Consider the following 20,237-nt stretch of genomic DNA (forward strand, 5'->3'; position numbering starts at 1 on the left):
GGGGTTTATTCATAAGACAAACTGAAGGGTCGCGATGCTCGACGTACGCCGCCTCCGGCTCCTCGCCGAGCTCGCCGCGCGCGGCACCCTGGCCGAGGTCGCCGAGGCCCTCCACCAGAGCCCGTCGTCGGTCTCCCAGCAGCTCGGCCTGCTCGAGAAGGAGGTCGGCGTCCCCCTCCTCACCAAGGCGGGACGACGGGTTCAGCTCACCGCAGCGGCGGAGGTGCTCGTCGAGCACACCACCGAGATCCTGGCCCGGCTCGAGGCGGCCGAGGCCGCGGTCACCGCGCTCGGCGACGCGACCGCCGGCACGGTCCGGGTCGCCGTCTTCCAGTCGGTGGCCCTCGCCTACATGCCGCAGGCGCTCGCCGACCTGACCCGGCGTCACCCCCGGCTGCGGGTGATGCTGTCGCAGCGCGCGCCCGAGCAGGCGCTCAACGACCTCGCCCTGCGCGAGCTCGACCTGGTCGTCGCCGAGCACTACCCCGACCACGGGGCCCCGCACTTCGACGGCCTGGACCGGCAGCCACTCACCACCGACCGGCTCCGGCTCGCCCTCCCGCCCCGCGGATCTGGAGCGATCTGGGACAACATCACCTCCCTCGCCGACGCCGGATGTGTCCCGTGGGCGATGGAGCCACCCGGCACCGCGTCCCGCCACTGGATCGAGGAGCAGTGCCGCCGGGCAGGCTTCGAGCCCGAGGTCCGCTACGAGACCGACGACGTCGAGGCCCACGTCGCGCTCGTGGAGTCCGGCAACGCCGTCGCGCTCCTCTCCGACCTGATGCGGGTCCGCCACCGGACCGCCGTGCGGCTCATCGAACTGCCGGGTTCGCCGCGGCGTACGGTCTTCACCGCGACCCGGACCGCGATCGCCGACTCGCCGGGGATCATCGCATGCCGTGCCGCGCTGGCTCGCGTGGTGCCGGCGGACCTGACACTGCCCGGCTGAGGTGGATCAGCCGAGGAGCTCCTCGAGCGGCTGGTCGTGGTCGATCGAGAGCCCGTACGCCGTCGTGCGGGTGTCGATCATGGCCAGGATCGCCTCGGTGACGACCGAGGTCAGATGCTCGGCATCGGGGATGCCCTCGCCGAGGTGGACCCAGCGGCGTACGGCACCGAAGACCATTCCGATCAGGCCGTAGATCAGCGGGTCGACGGCCTTCTTGTCGACCTCGGAGACCTCCACGCCGGTGAGCTCGAACGCCGCGAGGATCAGCTCCTTGATCCGTTCCGCGATCCGGTCGAGGCCCTGCTGCAGCGGCCCGGTGCCGTTCGGCGCGGTGTCGACGTCGGCCACCTGGTGCAGGAGCGGGTGCTCGAGCGCCCAGTTGACGTACGCCCCGACGGTGCGGGAGATGATCTGCCGGATCGATCCGGTCAGCTCCATCGCCGGGAAGAGCTTGGCCCACAGACCGTCGAGGATGTCGGCCTGGATGGCGAGGTCGAGCTCCCGCCGGTCGGCGAAATGCCGGTACACCACTGAGCGGGAGAGCCCGGCGGCCTGGCCGATCGCCTGCAGGCTGACGTTGACGCCTTCGGTCTCGATCAGACCGATCGCGGCATCGACGATGCGCTTTCGTCGGTCATCGTTGTGACGCTTCCAGCGAACTGCCCTGCCATCCATGGTGGGACCATCGTAGTCCCACGTACTTCACGCCGGGTCTGGAACGCCTGTCACAGTAATCACAGACCCGGCGCCGCAGCGGCTGCCGAGGTGGGGCTCAGGCGAACCGGATCACGCCGTCGGCGACCGGCGACCCGAGGGCCTTCATATCCACGAGATAGTTCTGCTTCGCGGCCCACGGAGCCCGGTCGCCGGCCTTCGGCATGAGGTCCAGCGAGCGCTGGATGTAACCCGAGGACAGGTCCATGAACGGCCGCTCCTCGACGCTCGGGTCGCGGGTGACCGCGGCGACGTCGTAGCCGTTCTCGCCCATGAAGTCGAGCAGCCGGATCACGTAGTCGGTGACCAGGTCGGCCTTGAGCGTCCAGGAGGCGTTGGTGTAGCCGATCGTGTAGGCGAAGTTGGGCATCCCGGTGATCATCAGCCCCTTGTACGCCATCTGCTCGGGAAGGCTGACCGGCTCGCCGTCGACGGAGTAGTCGAGCCCGCCGAAGAGCCGCAGGTTGAGCCCGGTGGCGGAGATGACGATGTCGGCCTCGAGGGTCTCGCCCGACTCGAGCTCGATGCCCTTCGGCACGAAGGCCTTGATCCGGTCGGTCACCACCGCGGCGTACCCCTCGCGGATCGACTTCATCATGTCGCCGTCGGGGACGAAGCAGATCCGCTGGTCCCACGGGTTGTAGGGCGGGTTGAAGTGCTTGTCGACGTACGCGATCGCCTCGTCCTTGGTCATGCCAGGACGGCCGCCGCGGGCGGTGAGGCCGTTGATCCACTGGTCGCGGATCACCTTCTTGACGACCCCGGGTGCCCGGCGGGCGATCTGGTAGGTGCCGACGGTGAGGGCGATGTTCTCCCAGCGAACGGTCTCGTGGCCGATCTTCTCGCGCACGCGCTTGAAGGGGAGCTTGCCGAGCAGCTTGAACGGGGCCGTCTTCAGCAGCGACGCGATCGCGTCCTGGCCCGGGCGGGAGAGGATGTAGGTCGGGGTGCGCTGCAGCATCGTCACCTTCTCGGCCCGGTCGCTGCCCTCGCCCGCCAGGTTGGGCAGGAGGGTGACGGCGGTCGCGCCGGAGCCGATGATGACGACCTTCTTGCCCGCGTAGTCGAGGTCCTCGGGCCAGTGCTGCGGGTGGACGAAGGTGCCCTCGTACTCGTCGAGACCGGCGAACTCCGGCTGGTAGCCGTTGGCGTAGTCGTAGTAGCCCGAGCAGTTCCACAGGAAGCCGGCGGTGATCTCGGCCGGGCCGTCAGCGGCCTCGACGGAGACCGTCCACTGCTTGTCCTCGGTGCTCCACGCGGCACCGGTGACCTTGTGGCCGTAGTGGATCAGCTTGTCGACGCCGTAGTCCTTCGCCGTGCGGCGCAGGTAGTCACGGATCTGGTGACCGTCGGCGAGGGCCTGCGCGCTCTCCCACGGCCGCCACCTGAAGGCGAAGGTGAACATGTCGGAGTCGGATCGGATGCCCGGGTAGCGGAAGAGGTCCCAGGTGCCGCCACTGGCCTCACGCTGCTCGAGGATCGCGAGCGTCTTGCCGGGCAGTCGCTCGCGGAGCTGTGCGGCCGCTCCGATGCCAGAGACGCCGGCCCCGATGATCAGTACGTCGACATGCATGTGGGCCAGGTTACCCGGGAGTACATGTTTGCGACACCCTGTCTCGCAAACTTTTGCAAGCAATCCGGATCTCCACTTCCTGTGAACGACACGGCAAAACAAGTGCCGCCCAACTTCCGCAACCGCGCGCGAAGTCACTACGCTGCGGTCTGCAGTCGTGGGGGCGGCACGCATCCACGGCGATTTCGGGGTCACTCACCCATCGCTTTCGGTGGCTGAGGCTGCATGCGGGCCGCACAGTGCGGCCAATGGTCTTCGAAAGGTTTTCGAGTGTTGAGTTTGGTACGCACCGGCGCGGTCTTCGCCGGCATCGCTCTCGCTGGTGCGGCAACATCCGCTCCGGCCTTCGCGACGGGCAATGACGACCCGGCAGGCAACAACGGCACGGTCAAGATCGAGGAGAGCGCCCTCCCTGACGACGCCCCCGACGACACGCCCGAGAACAACCCGCACCAGAAATGCTCGTTCGACATCGAGTGGTACGGCTTCGACGAGGGTCCCGAGGTCATCTCGAAGGTCAGCATCGTGCTGCACGCACCGACGCTCGAGGGTGACCTCGAGATCGACGGTCCGCTCGAGGTCACCGTCGGCGGCGACTCCGCCAGCGGCGCCGGCACCGAGACCGGCCTGGACGCTCGCGAGACCTACACGCTGACCTCGAGCGGCATCCCGCACCCGAAGCAGGGCTTCCACGCCAAGGTCACCGTCGAGACCCCGGGCTCGATCGGCAACGACACCAAGTCGAAGGTCTTCTGGTTCGGCGACTGCTCCGTTCCGGAGTCGGAGTCCCCCACTCCGACGCCCACTCCGACGCCCTCGGAGCCCACCGAGTCCGAGTCGCCGTCGGAGGAGCCGTCCGAGGAGCCGTCCGAGGCCACCCCGCTCTCTGACGAGAGCGAGCCCGCCGACGAGGAGTCCTCCGCCGCACCAATGAGCGACTCCGAGGTCCCGACCGACATCGACGCCGGCCTCGCCGGTGACAGCGACTCCCCCGTGCCCGCGATGTGGCCGCTGCTCGCCATGCTCGCCGGCGCTGCCGCCGCCGGCACCGCGCTCGTCGTGGTCCTGCGTCGCCGCGCTGTCGCTCTGGTCCACAAGGACTGAGCCAACCCGCCCCAAGCACTGACCAAGTTGTGAAGCTGAGAGTGGCCTATAGGTCACCCTCAGCTTCACAACTCGTTTTGCTGGTCAGTCCTGGAACGCGGCGCCCTTCTCGATCAGCGCGTCCGCGTCGTCGACACCCCAGGCGGCGAGGGCCTCGCGGGTGTGCTGGCCGGCGCTGGCGGCCGGTCCGGCACCCAAGGTGGAGGTGGTCCGGCTGAACCGCGGAGCGGGGGCGGGCTGGGTGACGCCGTGGTGGGTGACGTACGTCTGGCGGGCCTGCAGGTGCGGATGCGTGGCGGCCTCGGAGGGGGTGAGGACGGGGGCGACGCAGGCGTCGGTGCCCTCGAAGAGCTCGGCCCACTCGGCCATCGTCTTCGACGCGAAGGTCTTCTCGAAGAGGGAGCGCATCTCGTCGTAGCGCTCCATCTCGTACTGCCCCGGGCAGACCCCGTCGAGCCCGAGCCGGGTGACCATCTCGGCGAAGAACTTGCCCTCGAGCGCACCGACCGCGACCTGGCGACCGTCGGCGGTGTCGTAGAGCGCGTAGAACGGCATCGCGCCGTCGAGCAGGTTGCTCTGCCGCTGCTCGTGCCAGGTGCCGGAGGCGAGCATGCCGGAGATCATGGTGGCGAGGTGGGCGGTGCCGTCGACGATCGCGGCGTCGACGACCTGCCCCTGGCCCGTCGTCTTGGCCTCGACGAGCGCGGCGAGGATGCCCATCACCAGGTAGGTCGATCCGCCACCGAAGTCACCGAGCAGGTTGAGCGGGAAGTGTGGCCGGGCGCGGTCCTGGCCGAGCCCGTTGAGCACGCCGGTCGTGGCGATGTAGGTGAGGTCGTGACCGGCGGACTGGGCCAGCGGGCCCTCCTGACCCCAGCCGGTCATCCGGCCGTACACCAGGCGCGGGTTGCGCTCCAGACAGGCGTCGGGACCCAGGCCGAGACGGTCGGTGACGCCAGGACGCAGCCCTTCGATGAGCACGTCGGCGGTCTCGACCAGACGCAGGACGGTCTCGACGGCGTCCGGGTTCTTGAGGTCCAGCGCGATGCTCGGGCGGCCGCGGGTGAGCAGGTCACCGGCACCCCCGCCGAGCACGTTGCCGCCCGGCCGGTCGACCCGGATCACATCCGCACCCATGTCCGCGAGGAGCGTGCACGCGTGCGGCCCCGGCCCGATCCCCGCCAGCTCGACGACCTTGACCCCGCGGAGGGGTCCGGTGCCCTGGCCCAATGTCACTGTGGATGGTTCCGTCGACTCAGTCATGACCGTCATGCTCCCAGAATTCCAACCGCCCACGCGGCGTGCCCGGATCTCAGAGTCAAGTCCGATACGCTCCGATGCACACTCGCCGGTGCACAGGAGCAGAGAAGTTGTCTCGGGAAATCCCCACGTCCCCCCAGTCGGTCCAGTCGAGCCCCCTGACCGCGAACGATCCGCGCGAGATGGGTCCGTACACCCTCATCGGCCGCATCGGCCACGGCGGCATGGGCGTGGTCTATCTGGGTGAGGACGCCGCGGGCATGAAGGCGGCGGTCAAGGCGATCCTTCCCGAGCTCACCTCCGACCCGGGGTTCCGCGCCCGGTTCGAGCGGGAGATCGAGGCCGCCAAGAGGGTCGAGAGCCGCTTCACCGCGAGGGTCCTCGACGCCGACCCCAGTGCCGAGCAGCCCTGGATGGCGAGCGAGTACGTCGCCGACCCGCCCCTCAACAAGGTGATCGGATCCGGTCAGCGCCTGTCCGAGATCGACGTACGTCAGCTGGTCGCCGGCGTCGCCGAGGCCCTCGCCGCGGTGCACGCTGCCGGGCTGGTCCACCGCGACATCAAGCCGGGCAACATCCTCTACGGCGACACCGACCCGTGCGTGATCGACATGGGCATCGCCCGCTCCGTCGACGGCACCTCGCTGACCCAGACCGGCAAGGCGGTCGGCACCTACGGCTACCAGGCGCCCGAGCAGGTCCAGACCGGCACCTTCTCCAGCGCCGTCGACATCTGGGCGCTGGGCCTGGTCGCCTTCGTCGCCGCCACCGGCCGCTGGCCGTTCAGCGGCGAGATCGGCTCGATGGGACATCTCCTCACGGGCGAGTCGCCCAACCTGAGCCTGTGCCCGGTATACCTGCGCCCGCTGGTCGCCGCCTGCCTGGCCGAGAACCCGACCGGACGCCCCTCCGCCGCGGACATCCTCGCCACCAACGGCGACTGGACCCTGCTGCCGGCCCCGGTCACCTCGGAGGAGGAGACGAGCGTCGGCACGCTGTCGCCGGCCGCCGTCACGGGCGGGATCGCTCGCCCTCCGCACCCCGCCACGGCCTCCTCGAACACCGCCGACCTGCCGACGATGGCACCCACGTTCGCTGAGCCCGCCCAGCCTGCCGCCCGACGCTGGAAGGTCGCGGTCCTGGCCGCGGCGGCCGTGGTCCTGGTCTCGGCCGGCGTGGCCGTTGCCGCCAATCCCGGCCTCCTGCCCGGCCAGGAAGACACCCCGAAGGTCGGCGAGGTTACCCCGTCTGCCGAGCCGACCACCGGCGAGAGCAGCACGGCGCCGACCACGCCGGTCGGCGGCTCGGTCGACACCGGGACGGACCCCGGGCTGAGCGAGGAACCCGGCAACGAGGGTGCGGAGGGCGACGGCGAGGTCGCCCCCAGTGACGGCGCGACCAACGGCGAGACGATGCCCGCCGAGTCGCCGGCCTCGAGCGCGACGGCCCCCAGCGACCCGGCCACCGACCCGGCCACCGCGACGCCGACCGCCGAGCCGACCGAGACCGCGACGGTCGAGCCGACCGAGGATCCCGCCGAGGATCCGACGGCGACCGCGACTCCCTGAGCAGGTCGCCGGAGGGGTTCGCGAGACCCCGGTCACACCGCGTCCCAGGTTGGATCGATCAAGGTGGCCGGGGCTCTGGGGATGCCGATAATCGAGCCTGGCGGAGTGTGCCGTCCGCCCCGAAATGGGCCTTCCCGAGCAACTGAAAGTTGAGCTGTGAGCGACACCGACGAGACCTTCAACGACTGGCAGCACCGCGAGGAGCTCGCGGAGACGATGATCCCGATCATCGGCAAGCTCTACCGCGAGAAGGATGTCACCATCCTGGTTCACAGCCGGTCGCTGGTGAGCAAGTCCGACATCTCGATCCTCAAGGCCCACCGCTTCGCACGCCAGATCGAGGGCGAGGAGCTCTCGGTCACCGAGACGTTCCCGCTGCTCCAGGCGGTCGCCAAGCTCGACATCGGCCCCTCGAAGATCGACCTGGGCCTGCTCGCGGTTCAGTACGCCGAGGACGAGCGCGGTCTCTCCGTCGACGACTTCGTCGCCGAGAAGCTGTCCGGCGCAACGGGCGAGAACAAGCTCGAGCGCAACGGCGGCCAGGACGTCGTGCTCTACGGCTTCGGCCGGATCGGCCGGCTCGTCGCCCGGCTCCTCGTCGAGAAGGCCGGCTCGCGCCACGGTCTGCGGCTGAAGGCCGTCGTCGTCCGCAAGGGCGGCGAGGACGACCTCATCAAGCGCGCCTCGCTGCTGCGTCGCGACTCGATCCACGGACAGTTCGCCGGCACCATCACGGTGGACGAGAAGAACGGCGTGATCATCGCCAACGGCAACCCGATCCAGTTCATCTACTCCAACGACCCCACGACGGTCGACTACACGGCGTACGGCATCAAGGACGCCATCCTCATCGACAACACCGGCAAGTGGCGTGACCAGGCCGGGCTCGAGCAGCACCTGCGCCCGGGCATCAAGAAGGTCCTGCTGACCGCGCCGGGCAAGGGCGACGTCCCCAACATCGTCCACGGGGTCAACCACCAGACCCTGACCGGGGACGAGAAGGTCATCTCCTGCGCCTCCTGCACGACCAACGCGATCGTGCCGCCCCTGAAGCTGATGGAGGACCGCTTCGGGATCTCCCGTGGTCACGTGGAGACGGTCCACTCGTTCACCAACGACCAGAACCTCTTGGACAACTACCACAAGGCCGACCGTCGCGGCCGCTCCGCACCGCTCAACCTGGTGCTCACCGAGACCGGTGCCGCCTCCGCCGTTTCCAAGGCGCTCCCGGACCTGAAGGCGAAGATCACCGGCAACTCGATCCGCATCCCCACCCCGGATGTCTCGATCGCGATCCTGTCGCTCTCACTCAAGAGCGAGACCTCGAAGGAAGAGGTCGTCGACTACCTGCGCGAGGCCTCGCTCACCGGCGAGCTGCGTCGCCAGGTGGACTTCACCACCGCCCGCGACGCCGTCTCCTCCGACTTCATCGGCTCCCGCGCCGCGTCGATCGTCGACGGCAACGCGACCATCGTCGACGGCGACTCCGCCATCCTCTACGTCTGGTACGACAACGAGTTCGGCTACTCCTGCCAGGTCGTCCGCACCGTGCAGTCGATCTCCGGTGTCGAGTACCCGACCTTCCCGGCGCCCTCTGCCTGATTCTTCTCGGTGGTCTCGACAGGCTCGACCACCATGGCTGCCCCTCCTCGCCCGGTCTCCGGGCGAGGAGGGGCGGTCTCGTTCCAGGCCCAGAGAATGGCGTCGGCGCTGGTCAGGCCGACCTGTGCGACGTCGCGGAGCACGGGCGCGGACCGTAGCCACATCTCGTACTCGACCCGCTCCTTCTGTTTCTCGGCATCGACGCTGAGCCAGTCGACCTCACGCAACGGCCCGTTGACCGGCGCACCCCAGACCGTCACCGTCGGTCCGTGCTCGAGCGGCAGCCAGGTCTCCTCGATCGGCGCGAACCAGTCGCCGGCTGGTTCGACGTGAAACGTACGAGGCGGAGCGCTTCGGTTCGCAGCCGGCGGCGCACCTCTGTCGTAGGTGTGGCCGGTGACCTCCGCACCGAACACCACCCAGCTGGCGATCGTCGCGACCAGCGGGAAGCGGCGGCCGTCCAGGCAGCCCCAGCGGTCCAGCATCAGGCCGAGGAGGGGCGGCACGTACCAGTTCCGTCTGACGACCTCGGCCTGCTCCGCCCAGGTCTGGGAGAGGTTCAGCTTGCGCTCGCGGCCGAGCCTGACGATCACCGGCCGGACCGCATCCAGCGTCTGGTCCGTGCAACGCGGGCGGGCCAGCAGGTCGGCCAACCTCCGTTCGTCATAGACGATCGCACTCCCCACCTTCTGCCCCGGGCCGGCGAGGCCGGCGGTCAGAACTCGGTTCGCCTCGACCTTCCCGATCATGTGCAGCTCGCAGATGCGGCGTATCGCCTCGCGCGTCGTGATCCCCATGGGTTACGGACGGTAGGCAGAATCTCACGGTCCTTCGACCACAAACTCGCAGCCTGTGGATAACCCTGTGGAAAGTCCGTCGGCGCCGCCCATCAGAAGTCGGCTCGCGTCCTTTTACTAGACGATGACAGCTTGTGAAGGATTCACAAAGCGTCATCGTCTAGTAAAAGGACGAGATCATCGCCTGACCCGCGGCCCGCGACTCAAGCGCGGCCCCTGGTGGCGACCAGGGACCGGACACTGGCCACTTCTTATTACTCATGAGTAGCATACGGTCCATGGCGTACGAATCCCTGCTCTCACCGATCACCATCGGGTCGCTCACGCTGCGCAACCGGGTGGTGATGGGGTCGATGCACACCGGCCTCGAGGACCACGCGTGGGACATCCCGAAGCTGGCCGCCTACTTCGCCGAGCGGGCGCGCGGCGGCACCGGGCTGATCATCACCGGCGGCTACGCGCCCAACAAGCGGGGCTGGCTCAAGCCGTTCGCGAGCGAGATGAGCTCCCGGCTGCACGCCGCCCAGCACCGCCGGGTCACCGGCGCGGTGCACGAGGAGGGCGGCGCGATCGCGATGCAGGTGCTGCACGCGGGTCGCTATGCCTACACGCCGTTCTCGGTCAGCGCTTCGGCCGTCCAGGCGCCGATCAACCCGTTCAAGCCCGCGGCCCTCTCCGACAAGGCCGTCGACGCGACCGTGAACGACTTCGCCAAGAGCGTCTCGCTGGCGAAGAGGGCCGGCTACGACGCGGTCGAGATCATGGGCTCGGAGGGCTACCTGATCAACCAGTTCCTCGCCGAGCGGACCAACCAGCGTGAGGACCGCTGGGGCGGCACCGCGACCAACCGGATGCGGTTCCCGGTGGAGATCGTACGTCGCTCGCGCGAGCTGGTCGGCGACGACTTCCCGATCATCTTCCGGCTCTCGATCCTCGACCTGGTCGAGGACGGCCAGACCTGGGAGGAGACGATCGAGCTCGCCTACGCACTCCAGGACGCCGGCGTCTCGGTCTTCAACACCGGCATCGGCTGGCACGAGGCGCGGGTCCCCACCATCATCACCCAGGTCCCGCGTGGTGCGTGGCTGGACATGACCGCCCGCCTCAAGGCCGAGGTGTCGGTCCCGGTCTGCGCCTCCAACCGGATCAACACTCCCGAGCTCGCCGACGAGGCGATCGCGACCGGCAAGGCCGACCTGGTCTCGATGGCCCGACCGCTGCTGGCCGACCCGGAGTTCGCCAAGAAGACCGCCGAGGGCCGCACCGACGAGATCAACACCTGCATCGCCTGCAACCAGGCCTGCCTGGACCACGCCTTCGCCAACAAGGCCGCCTCCTGCCTGGTCAACCCGCGCGCCGCGCGCGAGACCACCCTGGTGCTCCGGCCGACCAAGCTCAAGCAGAAGGTGGCCGTCGTCGGCGCCGGACCGGCCGGCCTCGCCGCCGCCACCTCGGCCGCGGAGCGCGGCTTCGCGGTGACCCTGTTCGAGAAGTCCTCGCAGATCGGAGGCCAGTTCCGCCTCGCGATGGCGGTGCCCGGCAAGGAGGACTTCAAGGACACGCTGCGCTACTTCACCCGCCGTCTCGAGGTGCTGGGCGTCGAGGTACGTCTCGACACCGAGGCCACCACCGCTGACCTGGAGCCCTTCGACCACGTCATCGTCTCCACCGGTGTCACGCCGCGGCTCCCGCAGATCGCCGGCTCCGAGGACGAGCGGGTCGTGACGTACGCCGATGTGCTCGCCGGTCGGGTCGTCCCAGGCCGTCGCGTCGCGGTGATCGGCGCCGGCGGCATCGGCGTCGACGTGTCCGCCTGGCTGACCCACCAGCCCGAGACCCTCGATGAGTGGAAGGCCCGGTGGGGCGTCGGTGACCCGGCGACCTTCCGCGGCGGTCTGACCAGGCCGGTCCTGGAGGCACCGGCTCGCCAGGTGACCCTGCTGCAGCGGAAGGCCACCCCGATCGGCATCGGCCTCGGCAAGACCTCCGGCTGGGCCCACCGAGCCCACCTGAAGCAGGACGGCGTCAAGCAGGTCCGGGGCGCGACGTACGACAAGATCGAGGCCGGTGACGACTCCCTCACCCTCCACTACGCCGTCGACGGCGAGCCGCGCACGCTCGACGTCGATCACGTGATCCTCTGCGCTGGCCAGGAGTCGGTGCGAGACCTGTGGACCGAGCGCGAGCACTGGCACCTGATCGGTGGCGCCGACGTCGCCGCCGAGCTCGACGCCAAGCGCGCGATCAAGCAGGGAACCGAGGTCGCAGCCGGCCTGTGACCCGATAGCCTCGGCACATGAGCGATCCCGACTGCCTGTTCTGCAACATCGTCGCGGGCAACATCCCCTCGACGAAGGTCTACGAGGACGAGGAGACGTACGCCTTCACCGACATCGCCCCGGCGGCCGAAGGCCACACGGTGGTGGTGCCGAAGACGCACACCAAGGACGTCCTCGAGGCCGACCCGGCGGTCTACGCAGCCACTGCGAAGACCGCCCAGGCGGTCGCGAAGCGGGCGGTCGAGGTGCTGCAGGCGGACGGGGTCAACGTACTCAACAACTGCGGGCCGGCCGCGTGGCAGACGGTGTTCCACCTGCACTTCCACGTGATCCCGCGCTACACCGACAAGACCAAGGACTCGCTCACCCTCCCCTGGGTGCCGAAGCCGGGTGACCTGGACGCGATCCGGGCGATCGGTGAGAAGCTCGCCTTCTAGCGGCACTGCCCAGGAACGACTGCCCAGGAACGGCGGAGTGGCGGCGCACCGGGTGCGCCGCCACTTAGCGATCACGGGTCAGGACAGGCTGCGAGGGGCCTTGCCCTCCTCCACCCAGCTCACCAGCGCCCCCAGCGGGTCCGCAGGTGCCGGGGCCGCACCCGGACCGCAGTGGGCGGCGCCGGGCACGAGGAAGAGCCGGTAGAAGTCGCTGGTCGCCCGGCGACCGAAGCGCTTCTCGACCTCGTCGTGGTAGCGGATCGAGCCGCCGACGGGGACGAGCTGGTCGGCCAGGCCGTGCCAGGTCAGCAGCTTGCCACCGGCACGACGGAAGCCGGACAGATCGGCGTCGTCGCTGGCGATGACGTCGTGGTACTGCTCCACCGACTGCTCGAGGTAGGCCTCGAAGTCGGCCTGGGTGATCGTGGTGAGGTCATAGGCCGGGTCCTGCTTCAGCAGGCTGGCGACCCAGCCGGTCGACACCGGGAAGGGGTAAGTGCCGATCGCACTGAGGTCGGCGCCCTTCGCCAGGCCGTACCAGAGCCGCTTCCCGGTCGAGGAGCGCGGACCGTCCCAGATCCGGTTCACGACCTCGGCGTCGGTGGCCGTGAGGGTCAGCTGCTCGCCGTCGCAGAGGACGGTCCGCCCGACGATGCTCTTCGCGTCGAAGTCGCAGGCGGACGGGTCCTCGATGACACCGTTCGTGTCCGGGCCGTCGCAGGCGGCGACGGCCGCGGCGGTGAAGGCGTCGAACTCGCACTTCGTCAGGTGGTCGTCCAGCTCGTTCTGCACCACGATCGGCCAGAGATCGGCCACGGCGAAGCGGTCCCAGGAGATCGCCGGTGCGTTGGCGAGCACCCCGTCGAAGTCCCCGGGATGACGCTGCGCCTCCATGTAGCCCTGGCGGCCGCCGGTCGAGCAGCCGTTCCAGTACGAGTACGCCGCCGCGCGGCCGTAGTGGGCGCGCGTGACCGCCTTGCCGACGACGGCCAGCTCGTGCGGGCCACGCTCGGCGAAGTTCTCCAGGACCGTCCGGTTCACCTGGCCGTCGGCGGTCAGCGCCCAGTCGGGCGTGTACCCGGTGGTCGGCGTCGCACCCGCGTCCGTGGTGCCGACGGCGTACCCGGCCTTGATCGCGTTCGCCTGGTCGGGGCCGAAGCCGCCGGCGAGGTAGCCGCTGCCGCCCAGCGCCTGGAAGCGTCCGGTCCACCCGGTCGCCGGCAACCACACCTCGATCAGCTCGCGGTCACCGGCACGACCGTGCGTCAGCGTGACCTGGACCTGGCAGAACGCGGGCACCCCGGTCACCGGCGGGGGCGGCTCGGCCTGCCCGAACAACGGCGGGAACTGCAGGGTGCCGCCCGGCTCGGCGACCGCCGTGACGTCGACGACCCGGGCACCCTTGGGCGCGGAGACGTCCGGGACGACGCATTCCGATGCGGCTTTGCCCGGGCCGGTCGCGGTCGTGGCCCCCGCGGAGGGCCGGTCGTGGTGGTTCGTGCCTGCGTACGCCGGCTGCACGGCGAACGTGAGCGCTGCGACCAACGGGACCGCGGCGACCAAGAGCCTCTTCATGTCGTTCTCCTCCTCGTGCGGCCCGCTCGGGCCGCACGAGGAACACTCCCTGGCAACACCCCGGTCCGACGCCAGGGAGACACCCTGGCCGACCCCCTGGCGGCATACCTGGCGAGGGATCAGAACTAGCCGGTGGGAGCTCCCTCGGCATGCGCCGCGACCATCTCCGCGTACCACCTGAAGGACCGCTTCGGCGTCCGCACCCCGGCGGCGTCGACGTGCACCAAGCCGTACTTCCCGCCCACGCCGTCCTCCCAGTCCTTCCCGGTGAACGGCGCCTCCCAGCCGTCGCGGTCGAGCAGGGTGTAGGCGTAGAAGCCGCGTACGTCGACTCCGCGCTCGATCGCGGCCGAGACCGCCTCCAGGTGTGCCTCGAGGTAGTCGATCCGGGCCTGGTCGTCGACCTCGCCGTCGACCATCGGAGCGTCGTACGCAGCACCGCACTCGGTCACCACGATCGGCGGCATCGCGGCGCGATAGCGGGATCGGGTGATGATCAGCCACTCACGCAGGGCGGTGGGCACAACGCCCCAGCCGGTGTCGGTGGCGGGATAGCCGACGAGCGGCACCATCCGGAACGGGATGTCGTCGCCCTCGGCGGAGGCGCCGATGCGTTGCGGAGCGAAGAAGTTGACCCCGTAGAAGTCGAGGGGCGAACGGATCACGGCCATGTCGCCCGGCATCGTGACCTCGTCGGCGAGACCGGCGATGTCACGGGGATAGCGGCCCATCAGCATCGCTTCGAGAGGCACCGCGTTCCAGGCCAGGTCGATGAGCTTGGCCGCGCCGACATCGGCGGGGTCCTCCGAGAGCGGCCAGATCGGCTCGTGGTGGTTGGCACACCCGACCGACTCGACACCGGCGGCGCGCAGCACCTGGACACCACGGCCGTGGGCGAGGAGGAGATGATGCATCGCCGCGACGACTCCCCAGCCCGCGCGGCGCCCGGGCGCGATCGTGCCGAGCCCGTATCCGAGGTAGCCGGCCACGTTGGGATCCTGGACCGGCACCCACTCCGGGATCCGGTCGCCGATCAGGTCCGCGACCGTCTCGGCGTAATCGCCGAACGCATCGACGGTGGCGCGGTTGAGCCAGCCGCCGTCGGCGGCCAGCGGCTCGGGCAGCTCGCCGGCGTAGAGCGTGGCCGACGGGCGCAGACCGGCCTCGAGCAGCTCGTCGGCCAGGCGGTCGTAACGAGCGCGGGCATCGGGATCGAAGGCACCGCGCCCACCCGGCTGAAGCTCACGCCAGGAGACCGCGAACCGGTAGCCAGGCGCACCGAGGCGTTGAAGCAGCGCAACGTCCTGCTCGCCCCCCGGCCGGGTGGCGTCTGCAGTGCCGAACACGAAGCCAGTCGGGAACTTGGGAAACGCCACGGCACAATCATGACTGTGACTGCCCAGATCCGCCGAGGAAACGCCCGATTCACGGAACGTCCACCCGGCCTCCGGCCAGGAAAAATAACCTGGCACACCTACTCGTTCGGCCCCCACTACGACCCCGACCGCATCGGTTTCGGTCCGATCGTGACCTACGACGAACACCTGCTGCGCAGCGGTGAGGGGTTCGATACCCATCACCACGCCGGGGTCACGATCGTGACCTGGCCGCTGGCCGGCGAGGTGACCCACACCGACTCGACCGGCGCCACCGGGACCGTCGCCCCCGGCCAGGTCGGTGTCTTCACCACCGGCGACGGTGTCGACCACTCCGAGTTCGCCTCGGCTGCCGGCACCCGGTTCATCCAGGTCTGGATCGCGGGCAGCACCGGCACGCCGGCGTACGCCGTCCACGACGTCGCCGCCGTCGAGGGCGAGTGGACCGAGGCCGTCCGCCTGGACCAGGGGACGCTGCGGGTCGGTCGCGTCGGCACCGCCGGACCCGCCGAGATCACCCTCCCGGGCGGCGACCTCCGCCATCTCCACGTCGCTTCCGGAGCGCTGCTGCGCAGCGGGATGGCCGAGCCGCTCACCGCCGGCGACGCCTTCGAGATCACCGCCGGCGAGGATCTGCCGCCGGAATTCACGGTCAGCGCGGGCGTACCGACGGAGCTTCTGCTCTGGACCTTCGACCAAGGCGGATAAAGCGCGGACAGGGCGACGAAACGACGGCTACAGTCCGCCTAGACTGCTGCTCAGTGTGGAGACTCTGCTGAAGGATTTGGTGTGACGACGTTCCTCATCATCGGAGCCGTCGGGCTGGGCCTCCTGCTGGTGTCGCTGGTGATCGGCGACCTCCTCGACGGCTTCCTCGGCGGCCTGCTGGACTGGCTGGCGAGCGACTGGTTCTCCACGGCCGCGCTGGCCGGATTCGTGTCGGCGTTCGGGTTCGGCGGTGCCATCGCCCACGGGCCGCTGGACCTCGGCCTGCTGCCCTCGGTCCTGATCGGCTCCGTCGTCGGAGCACTCTTCGCCTGGTTCGCGCTGTGGCTGACCCGCCTGCTGAAGGAGGAGCACACCGACGCGGCGCCCTCGGGGGACGCCGCCGTCGGCCTGGACGCTGCCGTGATCACAACGATCCCGGCGGACGGGTTCGGCGTGGTGCGGGTCGCCCTCGGCGGCCACACGATGACCTACAACGCCAAGGCTCCCGACACCGACGAGGCGATCACGCCCGGCACCGCCGTGCACATCACCGGTGTCCTCTCACCGACGGCAGTCACCGTCGCGCCGACCTGGCGCGAGATCACCTCCTGACCTGAAGGGGTCCTCATGGAACTGCTGGTGCCGATCGCCGGCCTTGTCGTACTTCTCATCCTGCTTCTGCTGCTGGTCACCAGCCGCTACAAGGTCGCCGGTCCCAACCAGGCGTTCATCGTCACCGGCCGCAAGGGCAAGGCGGTGCTCAACCCCGAGACCGGCCAGCTCACCACCGACCTGTCGGGTCAGAAGGTCGTGCTCGGCGGCGGCGTCTTCGTCGTGCCGTTCGTGCAGAAGCTGGCGACCATGGACCTCTCCTCGCGCCGGATCTCGGTCCAGATCCGCGGCGCGGTCTCCGGGCAGGGCATCAAGCTCAACCTCGAAGGTGTCGCGATCGTGAAGGTGGGCGGCAACGCCGACCAGATCCGGCTGGCCGCACAGCGCTTCCTCTCCCAGCAGCAGGAGATCGAGCCGTTCACCCAGGAGGTGCTCGCCGGTGCGCTGCGCTCGATCGTCGGTGGTCTGACCGTCGAGCAGATCATCCGTGACCGGGCCGCGTTCGCCCAGCGGGTCGCCGACGAGTCCGAGTCCTCCCTCACCGGCCAGGGCCTGATCCTGGACACCTTCCAGATCCAGGACGTCACCGACGACGGCTCCTACCTCGCCAACCTGGGCCGCCCTGAGGCCGCCCGCATCACCCAGGCTGCTTCGATCGCCGAGGCGGAGGCGCGTCGTGCCGCCGAGCAGGCCCGGATCAAGGCCGAGGAGGAGATCGCGGTCGCCCAGCGCGCGCTCGCGCTCAAGCAGGCCGAGATCAAGGCCGAGACCGACGCGGCCTCGGCCAACGCCGCCGCCTCCGGCCCGCTGGCCCAGGCCGACCGCGACCAGGCCATCCTCACCGAGCAGGAGAAGGTCGCCGTACGTCAGGCCGCACTGACCGAGCGACAGCTCGAGACGCAGGTGCGCAAGCCCGCCGACGCGGAGCGCTACCGCGTCGAGCAGGAGGCGGAGGGCCGCCGCAACTCCGAGATCGCCGCCGCGGAGGCCCGCAAGGCGGCCACCATCGCCGCGGCCGAGGCCGACGCCGAGCAGGCGCGTCTCTCCGGCGAGGCCGAGAAGGCCCGCCGTGCCGCGCTGGCCGAGGCCGAGGCCATCGAGGGTGCCAAGCGCGGTGACGCGCAGAAGGCGCTGCGTCTGGCCGGTGCCGAGGCGACCCGGGCCGAGGGTGAGGCGAGCGCGGCCGCGACCCTGGCCGTCGGTCACGCCGAGGCCGAGGCGATGGACAAGCGCGCCGCGGCGTTCGCGTCCTACAACGACGCCGCCGTGCTGCAGATGCTCATCGAGGTCCTGCCCCAGGTCGCCAGGGAGGTCGCGGCGCCGATCAGCGCCATCGACAACCTCACCGTGCTCTCCACCGAGGGGGCCGGCGCCATCCCGAAGCAGGTCAACGACAACGTCGTCCAGACCCTCAACATGCTCAAGACCACGACCGGGGTCGACCTCGGCGGGATGCTCCGCAAGGCCGCCGACTCGACCTCGGCGAACGGCACCGCCGAGATCCCTGCCGGACAGTGACCGATCCACACCTTGCTAACACCCGGTCACCAATCCTGTGGAAAAGGGACATAAACGTGACAGCCAGGAACAAGTCTGGTTATGTATCCACGTCGACGTAGGGAGGGAGCACTCCAAGCCTCGACCGGGCCTCGCGGCCGCAAGGCCGCCAGGCTCGCCCCTTGAGCTTCTCTACTGTTCCCCCCGTCGGTAGAGAAGCACCGAGGGAAATTGAATGTGGCCCGGCCTCACGGCCGGGCCACATCTTATTTGCCGGTCTCTATCGCTCGTTGGCCATCCGGAGGAAGGCCTCGACGAGCGGGCCCGAGGTGGCGGCGCCGTTCTCGCCCTCGTCGACGTAGACGGCCACGGCCAGGTCACCCTGCGCGGCGATCATCCAGGTGTGGGTGAGGCGCTTGCCGTTGCGGTCGAACTCGGCCGTGCCGGTCTTGGCGATCACCGGCTTGCCCGGCACGTCGGCCAGGCCGCTGCCGGTGCCGTCGGTGACCACGCCCCGGAAGATCGTACGCAGCTGCTCGGCCTCGTCGGCGGCGAGCGGCTCGACGCCCGACGGCTTGGCGACCTGGCCCTCGACGAGGGTCGGGACCACGGTGTGACCTGCCTGGATGGAGCCGATGACCGTGGCCATCACGAGCGGCGAGGCGAGCACCTTGCCCTGGCCGATCAGGTCGGCGGCGTGCTCGGTCTCGCCCGCGGGCTCGGGGATCTGTCCGAAGTAGGAGGTGAAGCCGGCGTCGCGGTCGATCCCGAAGCCCAGCGAGGCGGCGGCGGAGGCGATCTCCGCGTGACCGACCTCGCCGGCCACGCCGACCATGGCGGTGTTGCAGGACTCGGCGACGGCGTGGGCGAGGGTGATCTCGCCGAGGGCCGACTTCGGGTACCACGAGTCGTTCTTGAAGGTCTTGCCGTCGACGGTGGCCTTGGCAGGGCACTTGACCTGGCTCTTCGCGTTCAGCCCCTTGCGCAGCAGCGCCAGCGTGGTCGCGGCCTTGAAGGTCGAGCCCGGCGCCGCCTGGCCGTAGGTGGCCAGGTTCATCTTGTTGTCCTCGCCGTTGGCGGCGACCAGCACGGCACCGTCGCTGGGCCGGATCGCGACCAGGGCACTCTCGGGCTTGATTCGCTTCAGGATCTTCTCGGCGCTCTTCTGGAGCCGCGCGTCGAGGGTGACGGTCAGCGACTTCCCGTCGACCGGGTCGGTGCTGTGGAGCCTCTTGAGCACCTCACCCTCGTCACCGAGCACCGCGACCTGCAGCCCGGGCTTCCCCCGCAGCTGTTCGTCATAGCGCGCCTGCAGGCCGGAGAGCCCGGCGAGATCACCTGGAAGGAAGGTGCCAGGCTTCTTCTTCATCATCTCCGCCGTGACCTCACCGACGATGCCGACGACCGGCGAGGCGAACTCCTTGGTCGGGCCGAGCGGGAGCGTCCGGTTGAGCATCGCGGCGCCCTTGATCTTGGCGATCTTCGCGGTCTTGGCCTTCGTCATCATCGGCTTGCGGATCGAGAGCGCCTCGACGAACGCCTTGTCGCCGGCAGCCTTGACGCGCTTGGCGTAGCGCTTCGGGTTGATGCCGACGATCGCGGCTACGTCCCGGGCGGCAGCGGGAGCCGCCACCGGGTCGATCAGGGTCTTGTCGATGCCGACCGTGACGACCGGCCGGTCCGCGACCAGGGTCTCTCCGGACGTACTCAGGATCTCGCCGCGCTGCTGCTGGACGGTCTCGACATGGAGGCTGCGTCCTTCGGCGAGCGTCGGGGCGACGACCGTCGGCTCCCAGACGAACTCCCACGTGTCATCGGTCTTACGGAGCTCGACCTCCGACTCGTAGGTCCACCGGCCGCCCGGCAGTCCCCACGCCCAGGTGAGCGTCGACTTGGCGCTGTCGGTGCCGTGGCCGGAGAAGACCGGCTTGGTCGCGGACACGTCGGGCGCGCCGAGCTTCCCGAACAGGTTGCCGGTCAGATCGCTGTAGTCGGCGGCGACGGCAGCGGGATCGGTCTTGGCCACGAAGTCGACCTTCGTGAACTTTCCGGTCTCCAGCGCGGTGGTCAGGGTCGACACGCTCGGAACCGGCTCCTTGTCCCCACCACAGGCGGCAAGCAGCGGTAGGGCAACAGCAAGGGCCGCTATGCCCCGGGAGACTCGCATGGAACGGTTCTATCAG

The 20,237-nt window shown here is 69.6% G+C and carries 16 protein-coding genes; 9 read left to right on the forward strand and 7 right to left on the reverse strand.

What is annotated here, in order from left to right:
• The first annotated feature begins 34 nt into the window (after window positions 1-34).
• Entirely contained in the window at window positions 35-952 is a 918-nt protein-coding gene (locus tag BLT25_RS06580; RefSeq protein WP_091043449.1) for a LysR family transcriptional regulator, read from the forward strand.
• Between the two features lie 6 nt (window positions 953-958).
• Here the strand turns inward: BLT25_RS06580 and BLT25_RS06585 are convergent, their stop codons facing one another.
• Both BLT25_RS06585 and BLT25_RS06590 read right to left on the reverse strand, forming a co-directional pair.
• Window positions 959-1,627 (reverse strand): TetR/AcrR family transcriptional regulator, encoded by a 669-nt coding sequence (locus BLT25_RS06585; RefSeq protein ID WP_091043451.1) that lies wholly within the window; start codon window positions 1,625-1,627, stop codon window positions 959-961.
• 97 nt (window positions 1,628-1,724) lie between these two features.
• Window positions 1,725-3,239 (reverse strand): flavin-containing monooxygenase, encoded by a 1,515-nt coding sequence (locus tag BLT25_RS06590; protein ID WP_256328475.1) that lies wholly within the window; start codon window positions 3,237-3,239, stop codon window positions 1,725-1,727.
• Between the two features lie 273 nt (window positions 3,240-3,512).
• Here BLT25_RS06590 and BLT25_RS29755 point away from each other — a divergent pair, with 273 nt between their 5' ends.
• Window positions 3,513-4,343, forward strand: coding sequence for a hypothetical protein (locus BLT25_RS29755; protein ID WP_176883662.1), 831 nt, complete (start codon window positions 3,513-3,515; stop codon window positions 4,341-4,343).
• Window positions 4,344-4,427: 84 nt separating this feature from the next.
• Here the strand turns inward: BLT25_RS29755 and BLT25_RS06600 are convergent, their stop codons facing one another.
• Complete coding sequence (locus BLT25_RS06600) at window positions 4,428-5,606, reverse strand: CaiB/BaiF CoA transferase family protein (RefSeq protein WP_091044301.1); 1,179 nt, start codon at window positions 5,604-5,606, stop codon at window positions 4,428-4,430.
• Window positions 5,607-5,785: 179 nt separating this feature from the next.
• On the opposite strand from BLT25_RS06600, the gene BLT25_RS06605 reads away from it, so the two are divergent.
• A complete protein-coding gene (locus BLT25_RS06605; protein WP_176883664.1) occupies window positions 5,786-7,171 on the forward strand; it encodes a serine/threonine protein kinase in 1,386 nt (461 codons plus the stop codon).
• Window positions 7,172-7,327: 156 nt separating this feature from the next.
• Window positions 7,328-8,773, forward strand: a complete 1,446-nt coding sequence (locus BLT25_RS06610; protein WP_091043457.1) for a glyceraldehyde-3-phosphate dehydrogenase — start codon at window positions 7,328-7,330, stop codon at window positions 8,771-8,773.
• Here the strand turns inward: BLT25_RS06610 and BLT25_RS06615 are convergent.
• Window positions 8,695-9,570, reverse strand: coding sequence for a hypothetical protein (locus BLT25_RS06615; RefSeq protein WP_091043460.1), 876 nt, complete (start codon window positions 9,568-9,570; stop codon window positions 8,695-8,697). The genes BLT25_RS06610 and BLT25_RS06615 overlap by 79 nt on opposite strands.
• 278 nt (window positions 9,571-9,848) lie before the next feature.
• Between BLT25_RS06615 and BLT25_RS06620 the strand changes: the two genes are divergently transcribed.
• Complete coding sequence (locus BLT25_RS06620) at window positions 9,849-11,849, forward strand: NADPH-dependent 2,4-dienoyl-CoA reductase (protein WP_176883666.1); 2,001 nt, start codon at window positions 9,849-9,851, stop codon at window positions 11,847-11,849.
• Between the two features lie 17 nt (window positions 11,850-11,866).
• On the forward strand, window positions 11,867-12,286 hold the full coding sequence (locus BLT25_RS06625) for an HIT family protein (RefSeq protein ID WP_091043461.1): 420 nt from the start codon (window positions 11,867-11,869) through the stop codon (window positions 12,284-12,286).
• A 78-nt stretch (window positions 12,287-12,364) separates the two neighbouring features.
• Here the strand turns inward: BLT25_RS06625 and BLT25_RS06630 are convergent, their stop codons facing one another.
• Together BLT25_RS06630 and BLT25_RS06635 are read right to left on the reverse strand one after the other, a co-directional pair.
• Entirely contained in the window at window positions 12,365-13,861 is a 1,497-nt protein-coding gene (locus BLT25_RS06630) for a tannase/feruloyl esterase family alpha/beta hydrolase (protein ID WP_091043464.1), read from the reverse strand.
• 125 nt (window positions 13,862-13,986) lie between these two features.
• The gene (locus BLT25_RS06635; protein WP_256328476.1) at window positions 13,987-15,237 is read right to left on the reverse strand and encodes a glycoside hydrolase family 1 protein; all 1,251 of its coding nucleotides are present in this window, start codon (window positions 15,235-15,237) and stop codon (window positions 13,987-13,989) included.
• Window positions 15,238-15,246: 9 nt separating this feature from the next.
• On the opposite strand from BLT25_RS06635, the gene BLT25_RS06640 reads away from it, so the two are divergent.
• From BLT25_RS06640 to BLT25_RS06650, 3 genes are all read left to right on the forward strand, one after another.
• Entirely contained in the window at window positions 15,247-15,945 is a 699-nt protein-coding gene (locus tag BLT25_RS06640) for a pirin family protein (protein WP_091044308.1), read from the forward strand.
• Between the two features lie 81 nt (window positions 15,946-16,026).
• On the forward strand, window positions 16,027-16,557 hold the full coding sequence (locus BLT25_RS06645) for a hypothetical protein (protein WP_091043465.1): 531 nt from the start codon (window positions 16,027-16,029) through the stop codon (window positions 16,555-16,557).
• A gap of 15 nt (window positions 16,558-16,572) precedes the next feature.
• Window positions 16,573-18,075 (forward strand): flotillin family protein, encoded by a 1,503-nt coding sequence (locus BLT25_RS06650; RefSeq protein WP_091043467.1) that lies wholly within the window; start codon window positions 16,573-16,575, stop codon window positions 18,073-18,075.
• A 259-nt stretch (window positions 18,076-18,334) separates the two neighbouring features.
• Here the strand turns inward: BLT25_RS06650 and BLT25_RS06655 are convergent, their stop codons facing one another.
• Window positions 18,335-20,134: a penicillin-binding transpeptidase domain-containing protein gene (locus tag BLT25_RS06655; RefSeq protein WP_256328477.1), complete on the reverse strand. Its 1,800-nt coding sequence runs from the start codon at window positions 20,132-20,134 to the stop codon at window positions 18,335-18,337.
• Window positions 20,135-20,237 lie beyond the last annotated feature (103 nt).

It is taken from the genome of Nocardioides sp. YR527 (genome assembly GCF_900101045.1).
Classification (GTDB): Bacteria; Actinomycetota; Actinomycetes; order Propionibacteriales; family Nocardioidaceae; genus Nocardioides.

Excerpts from the sequence above, each read along its gene's own strand:
- BLT25_RS06580 (WP_091043449.1), top strand. The coding sequence starts at position 35 with ATGCTCGACGTACGCCGCCTCCGGCTCCTCGCCGAGCTCGCCGCGCGC.
- BLT25_RS06585 (WP_091043451.1), bottom strand. The coding sequence starts at position 1,627 with ATGGATGGCAGGGCAGTTCGCTGGAAGCGTCACAACGATGACCGACGA.
- BLT25_RS06590 (WP_256328475.1), bottom strand. The coding sequence starts at position 3,239 with ATGCATGTCGACGTACTGATCATCGGGGCCGGCGTCTCTGGCATCGGA.
- BLT25_RS06600 (WP_091044301.1), bottom strand. The coding sequence starts at position 5,606 with ATGACTGAGTCGACGGAACCATCCACAGTGACATTGGGCCAGGGCACC.
- BLT25_RS06605 (WP_176883664.1), top strand. The coding sequence starts at position 5,786 with ATGGGTCCGTACACCCTCATCGGCCGCATCGGCCACGGCGGCATGGGC.
- BLT25_RS06615 (WP_091043460.1), bottom strand. The coding sequence starts at position 9,570 with ATGGGGATCACGACGCGCGAGGCGATACGCCGCATCTGCGAGCTGCAC.
- BLT25_RS06620 (WP_176883666.1), top strand. The coding sequence starts at position 9,849 with ATGGCGTACGAATCCCTGCTCTCACCGATCACCATCGGGTCGCTCACG.
- BLT25_RS06625 (WP_091043461.1), top strand. The coding sequence starts at position 11,867 with ATGAGCGATCCCGACTGCCTGTTCTGCAACATCGTCGCGGGCAACATC.
- BLT25_RS06630 (WP_091043464.1), bottom strand. The coding sequence starts at position 13,861 with ATGAAGAGGCTCTTGGTCGCCGCGGTCCCGTTGGTCGCAGCGCTCACG.
- BLT25_RS06640 (WP_091044308.1), top strand. The coding sequence starts at position 15,247 with ATGACTGTGACTGCCCAGATCCGCCGAGGAAACGCCCGATTCACGGAA.
- BLT25_RS06650 (WP_091043467.1), top strand. The coding sequence starts at position 16,573 with ATGGAACTGCTGGTGCCGATCGCCGGCCTTGTCGTACTTCTCATCCTG.